Source organism: Actinomadura darangshiensis (assembly GCF_004349235.1).
GTDB classification, from domain to species: Bacteria; Actinomycetota; Actinomycetes; order Streptosporangiales; family Streptosporangiaceae; genus Spirillospora; species Spirillospora darangshiensis.
This window is the reverse complement of the sequence record NZ_SMKY01000441.1, coordinates 1-5,560: the sequence shown is the minus strand read 5'-3', so window position 1 is coordinate 5,560 and position 5,560 is coordinate 1. Positions and strand designations below refer to the sequence as shown.

The following is a 5,560-nucleotide window of genomic DNA, read 5'->3' as shown; positions in this document are numbered from 1 at the left end:
GCACCACCCCGCTCCCCCGCGCGGGTGAATTCCCGGGTGGCGAACCCCGCGGCAGCCAGCGATCATGTGACGGTACGTCAGGGTGCGGCGACGGCGGGAGGGCGGCGATGAGACTCGGTCGGCTCCCGGACGGGTTCGGCCTCGGCCTGTACGTGTCGGCCTTCGCGGCGCTGCTCGTGGTGCCGGCGGGCATCGCGCTGCGGTCGTGGGAACTGCCGGCCCTCGTCCTCCTGGCGATCATGATCGTCTGCGTCGCCGGCACCTGGCTGGTCCACCGCGGCGAGGGTTCGAGGATCACCGTCATGGTGGTGGCGTGGTGCGCCGGCGCGGCGCTGGGCGCCGGCCTCATCGCCTTCGGCGTGTACGCCATCGTGAGCTTCGAACCGCACTGCGTGTCAGGGCCGGCGTTCACCTGCTTCGACACCGTGGCGGAGCAGCGCGCCTCCAACTTCTGGAGTGCGCTGCTCCTTCCGATCGGCGGCGGAACCATCCTGCTCGCCGTCCTGCTGACCATCGCCGTCCGTACCGCCTTGAAGGCCCGCCGCGACCGGTAGGCGTCCGTCGGCTCTTCAGAGTTTGCGGGCTACGGCGGCGTAGCCGGGGACCTCGGCGGGGTCGCCCCAGGGGGTGTGCTCGGGGCGCCAGCGGGTCATGGAGACCACTCCCGGCTCCAGGAGCTCCAGGCCGTCGAAGAAGCGGGTGATGGCGTCGCGGGTGCGCGGGACCATCGGGTTCGCCGACTTCTCGTTCCAGTCCTCCTGCGCCTCGGCCTGCGCGGTCGCGCCCGCGTCGAAGTCGAGGGTCGCGTGGGTGACGGCCAGGTGGCTGCCGGAGGGGACGGCGTCGAGCAGGCGGGCCAGGACGTCCCGCGCCTCACCGTCGTCGTGGACGAAGTGCAGGACCCCGAGCAGCATGATCGAGACCGGCCGGGTGAAGTCGAGGGTCGCCGCGGCCTTCTCCAGGATGTCGCCCGGCTCGCGCAGATCCGCGTGAATGTAGTCGCACGCCCCCTCGGGGCTGCTCGTGAGCAGGGCCCGCGCGTGCGCGAGGACCAGGGGGTCGTTGTCGACGTAGACGATGCGCGAGCCGGGGGCGGCCCGCTGCGCGACCTCGTGCGTGTTGTCCATGGTCGGCAGGCCGGTGCCGATGTCGAGGAACTGGCGGATGCCGGCCTCGCCCGCCAGGTACCGGACGGACCTGCCGAGGAAGGCGCGGTCGGCCAGCGCGATGTCGACGATCTGCGGGAACATGGCGCGGAACTGCTCGGCGGCCTGCTGGTCGACCGGGTAGTTGTCCTTGCCGCCGAGCAGGAAGTTCCACACCCGGGCCGAGTGCGGGACCGTTGTGTCGATGTGCGGGTTCTCGGTCACGGCGGCGCCCTCCGGATCGTCCTTGCCGCCAACCTAGCGCCGCATGATCGATTACGGGGCGGTGTTCCCGATCTGTCCGCAGGCGGACGCCCGGGCCCGCCATAGGCCGTCGAGCGCGGTCACCAGGTCACGGTGCGCGTCCTCCGCGCGGACCGGGCGCACATGCGGCCGGTCGCGGCTGGCCGGGTCCAGCGTGACAGAGCCACCGGAGGCGTCTCCACATCTCCTCCTCAAGATCTCCACACGTGTGTGGTCGGCTGGGGACATGAGCGAGATCGATCTGTCCCGTCCCGACCCGGTGGCCTATCTCGACCAGGTAGCCGCCAGCACACCGGGTCGCGCCTACAAGCAGCACGTGCTGGACCTGCTGGATCTCAAGCCGGGGCAGACCGTCCTCGACATCGGCTGTGGCCCCCGGGAACAGACCTCGCGCCGATGGCGGCCGCCGTCGCCCCGAACGGCAAGGTCATTGGCATCGACCGGGACCCGGCGATGGTGGCCAAGGCCCGTGCCCGCCTGGCGGGACGGTCCCTCGTCGAGGTCCGCGACGGCGACGTCCATGCCTTGCCGTTGGAGGGCGGCAGCGTCCACCGAGCAGGCACCGACCGGGTGCTGCAGCACGTTGCCGACCCGGGGCTGACCCGGTTCATCACCACCGAGATCGTCCGTAATGCGACCAACGGCCGCAGCCTCGCTCGACTGTGCGCGGAAGCGGGACTGAGCGTGCGGTCGGTAACGCCTGGAGCACCGGTGTTTCGTGACTTCGAAACGGCTGATCGAATCCTTGGGCTACGGCACAACGTGGTCCGCGCCATCACCGCCGGCGATCTCGACACCGACGCGCGGCAATGGATCGAGGAGGCCGATTCCCGGCCGTTCATGGCCACGGCCCTGCTGTTTGTCGTGATGGCTGAGGCGCCAGCCTGACCGGAGAAGGGCAGCACTCCCCGATCCGCATACGCGCCGCCTGAGCCGAGGCTTACCGCCGGACGGGGTAGCGCAAGTGGAGGGCACGTCGCCCCTGGACGACGATCGGGTCGTCCAGGAGTGGGTGGCCCCGGCCCAGTTTGGCGAAGTACGGGATCCCTTCGCCGAACAGCACCGGCACGAGGCTGACGCACACCTCGTCCACCAGACCGAGGTCGAGCGCCTGCTGGATGACCGCCGCACTCGCGATGGTGACGTCCTGGTCGCCGGCGATCTGCTTGGCCTTGACGATCGCTGCCTCGGCTCCGTCGACGAACGTCGTGGTAGGCCACCTTGCGGCGGCGTCCTCGGGTGCGCGATGGGTGACCACGACGACGGGCGCGCCCGCCGGGTGCTTGTCGCCCCAGCCGTCGGCGATGTCGAACAGCCGCCGTCCCGCGACGAGCGCACCGCAGTTGCCGGTCAACTCGCGCAGCACCTGCGCGCTGGCGTCGTCGACCTGGAACGAGACGGTCTCATTCGGGTTCGGCACGCTCACGTCCCCCGTCTCGTACCACTCGAACAGCTCCCCGACCTGGTCGTCCGGATCCGCGACGAACCCGTCCAGCGACATCGTCATGTGGGTCATCACCTTGCCCATCGTGCTCCTCCCTCCGATCGTCGCTCTGTCATCCGTGCAGGGTGGGGCGGAAGATGAGCTCTTGGATGTGGTCGTCGAGCGTCCGGTGCTCGATCAGTTCGAGGTCGAAGTCGGCCGCGTCCTCGAAGACGGGGTCCAGCCCGGTCCGGCCGGTGATCACGGGGAAGAGCGTCACCTGGACGCGGTCGACCAGGCCCGCGGCCATCAGCGCCCGGTTCATCGCCAGGGAGCCGTGCGAGCGCAGCGGCACCTTGGACTCCTCCTTGAGCCGGGCGACGACATCGACGGCGTCGCCGCGCTCGACGGTCGCGTCCGGCCAGCCGAGCGTCCCTTGCAGCGTGGTCGACACCACCGTCGTCGGCAGGTTCCGCATCCGGGTGACCCATGGGTCACGCACGTCGGAGCCCTCGGTGCTATCGGCCAGCATCTGCGCGAAGGCCCGGTACGTGTTGGCCCCGAAGACCATCCGCTGCTCGTCGCTGTACAGGGCGAGGCGGCGGTCCAGGAGCTCCGGACCCTGCTTGCCCCAGTATCCGGTCCAGTCGCCGCCGGCGGCACCGAAGCCGTCCAGGCTGGAGAAGACGTCGAACGTGTAGGTGGCGGTCATGATGCTCTCCTCGCATGCGGTCGATCGGGTGTCGATATGGACTGCGAACCGCGGCAAAACTCATCGCAGGGGATCCCACTGCGGGGTCTACCCGGTGCCCCGGACGCCATGGGCACGCGCTCGCAACCCGCTGCGCGGACCCCGCCAGCCACGCCTGCCTCTCGCGGGGGCCGGCGGGGAGTACGGCCATCTCCATGGGCAGCTGTGCGGGGTCGGTGATGCGCCCGCTCGATTATCTCCACGACCCAGTTTTGGGTCTGGCCCACGTGCTCGACCAGACCGGTGATGGCCCACTCCGGGGTTGTCGGCACGGCCGAGCCATTTACGAGGTCACGCCGGCCTCACCGGGCGGCCGTCCGATCCACACCGGGACGGGCTTGACGGTGCAGGCGCAGCGGTCGCCGGAGCCCACCATCGAACCGCTCACCACGCTGGTCGTCTCCGGTGGGATCGGCTACGCCGACGCCTCGACCCACTGGGAGCACGCCGACTTCCTGGCGAGCCGGTTCCCGGCCGTCGAGTTCGACAGCGGGCCGATCTTCGTGTCCCACTACCGCGCCACCCAGACCACGTCGTGCTGAGAGCCGACCGCCCCTCCGGCTCAGTGTGAGGCCGCTCGGGTCAGGGCCGCTTCGGCCTGCGCGACCAGAGTGGCCACGAGGTCGGACGCGGGTGGTAGGTCGGTGATGAGGTCGACAGCCTCGCCGGCCCATACGGGCAGCGGAGGAACCGCGCCTCGTGCCACGTCGTCCTGGTAGTTGCGTTGTGCCTGGAGATCCGCGGCGAGTTCCGCTTCCCGGCCCCGCCACTCGTCCAGATAGCGGTGACCGAGGGTGCGGGCGGTGTATTGCGCGGGCCACTGGGAGCCGCGGGCGATGTCCAGGACGCGGCTGCGTTCGGTGTCCTGCCCGCGTCCCTCGACGATCGCGGTGGCGATCGACGGGTCGACCAGCGCTTCGGCCGTGGCCTGGAAGCGGGTGCCGATGACCGCCCCGGCCGCGCCGAGCACGAGGGCCGCGGCCACGCCGCGACCGTCGGCGATCCCACCGGCCGCAAGGACCGGCACCGGTGCCGCCATGTCCACGACGAGAGGGACGAACGGCAGGGTGGCCCGTCCGTGCCGGGCGCCGTGCCCGCCGCCTTCCGTGCCCTGCGCGACGATGACGTCCGCGCCGACGTCCACCGCCTGCTTCGCCTCCTCCACGGTCGTGACCTGGATGATCAGGGTCGCGCCCGCCCGGCGGATGCGCTCGGCGAAAGGGCTCGGATCCCCGAACGACAGCATCACCGCCGCGGGGCCGTACTCAAGCACGCGCTCGACCGTGCCGACATCGACACCCCAACTCCAGAGGCCGACGCCCCAGGGGCTCTCGGTGGCCTCAGCCACGATGGGCACCTCACGGGCCAGCCAGTCCGGATCCCCGTTCGCGGAACCCAGCAGCCCGAGCCCGCCGCCCCGCGAGACGGCCGCCGCCAACTCGCCACCGGCCGAACCTCCCATCGGCGCCAGCACGATCGGATGCCGCACCCCAAGCATTTTCGTGAACGCCGTCGACAACGTCATGCCTCTCATGATGCCGTCGGCCACGTGAGTCACCACGTGGCTGGACACATCCGGTGCTTGAGGGGGTCGTCGATCTGGGTTGCGGCGACTCCCTCGGCTTCCCGACCTGGTTCGACTGGCCGACCGTGGAGGTCGACGCAGTCGTCAACTCCTCCTGAATCACGACGCTTTCCGCAACCTCACGGACACCCTCAAGAACGCCCGAGCCAGCGCACGGCACCTTGAAAGTCGGGCATGCCGTTCATTGGTGACCGGCCCGAACTTGTGGCAACGGTGTTGTGAGACGGGTTCCGTGTTGCGTTCGGTTTGGCGGGGGCTCACAGCGGCGCAGTGGGTCCATGCAGTTGAGGGGGGCGGGAATGTTGTGGCTGGCGGTCGCGATGGCGCGTCTCATCTACCGGCCGGTGCAGTTGACGCTGATCCCCGGATTCGCCGGAATGGTCGCCTGGAAT

Annotated in this window: 7 protein-coding genes; 3 read left to right on the top strand and 4 right to left on the bottom strand. The window is 70.2% G+C overall.

All coding sequences use genetic code 11. The features are described from left to right. Positions 1–107: 107 nt before the first annotated feature. The gene (locus E1293_RS44030) at positions 108–554 is read left to right on the top strand and encodes a hypothetical protein (RefSeq protein WP_132205627.1); all 447 of its coding nucleotides are present in this window, start codon (positions 108–110) and stop codon (positions 552–554) included. A gap of 15 nt (positions 555–569) precedes the next feature. Here E1293_RS44030 and E1293_RS44025 read toward each other — a convergent pair whose 3' ends face one another. Then, positions 570–1,370 carry an SAM-dependent methyltransferase gene (locus E1293_RS44025; RefSeq protein ID WP_207939473.1) on the bottom strand — a complete coding sequence of 267 codons (801 nt, stop codon included), beginning with the start codon at positions 1,368–1,370 and terminating at the stop codon, positions 570–572. A gap of 162 nt (positions 1,371–1,532) precedes the next feature. On the opposite strand from E1293_RS44025, the gene E1293_RS50990 reads away from it, so the two are divergent. Continuing rightward, positions 1,533–2,297, top strand: coding sequence for a methyltransferase domain-containing protein (locus tag E1293_RS50990; RefSeq protein WP_279473361.1), 765 nt, complete (start codon positions 1,533–1,535; stop codon positions 2,295–2,297). Positions 2,298–2,349: 52 nt separating this feature from the next. On the opposite strand, the gene E1293_RS44015 is transcribed toward E1293_RS50990, so the two are convergent. Both E1293_RS44015 and E1293_RS44010 read right to left on the bottom strand, forming a co-directional pair. Beyond that, positions 2,350–2,937, bottom strand: coding sequence for a dihydrofolate reductase family protein (locus tag E1293_RS44015; protein WP_132205625.1), 588 nt, complete (start codon positions 2,935–2,937; stop codon positions 2,350–2,352). Positions 2,938–2,965: 28 nt separating this feature from the next. Then, positions 2,966–3,544 (bottom strand): dihydrofolate reductase family protein, encoded by a 579-nt coding sequence (locus E1293_RS44010; protein WP_132205623.1) that lies wholly within the window; start codon positions 3,542–3,544, stop codon positions 2,966–2,968. 377 nt (positions 3,545–3,921) lie between these two features. Between E1293_RS44010 and E1293_RS44000 the strand changes: the two genes are divergently transcribed. Continuing rightward, positions 3,922–4,125 carry a hypothetical protein gene (locus tag E1293_RS44000; RefSeq protein ID WP_132205621.1) on the top strand — a complete coding sequence of 68 codons (204 nt, stop codon included), beginning with the start codon at positions 3,922–3,924 and terminating at the stop codon, positions 4,123–4,125. Positions 4,126–4,145: 20 nt separating this feature from the next. Here E1293_RS44000 and E1293_RS43995 read toward each other — a convergent pair whose 3' ends face one another. Further along, positions 4,146–5,108, bottom strand: a complete 963-nt coding sequence (locus tag E1293_RS43995; RefSeq protein WP_132205619.1) for an NAD(P)H-dependent flavin oxidoreductase — start codon at positions 5,106–5,108, stop codon at positions 4,146–4,148. Positions 5,109–5,560: the final 452 nt, after the last annotated feature.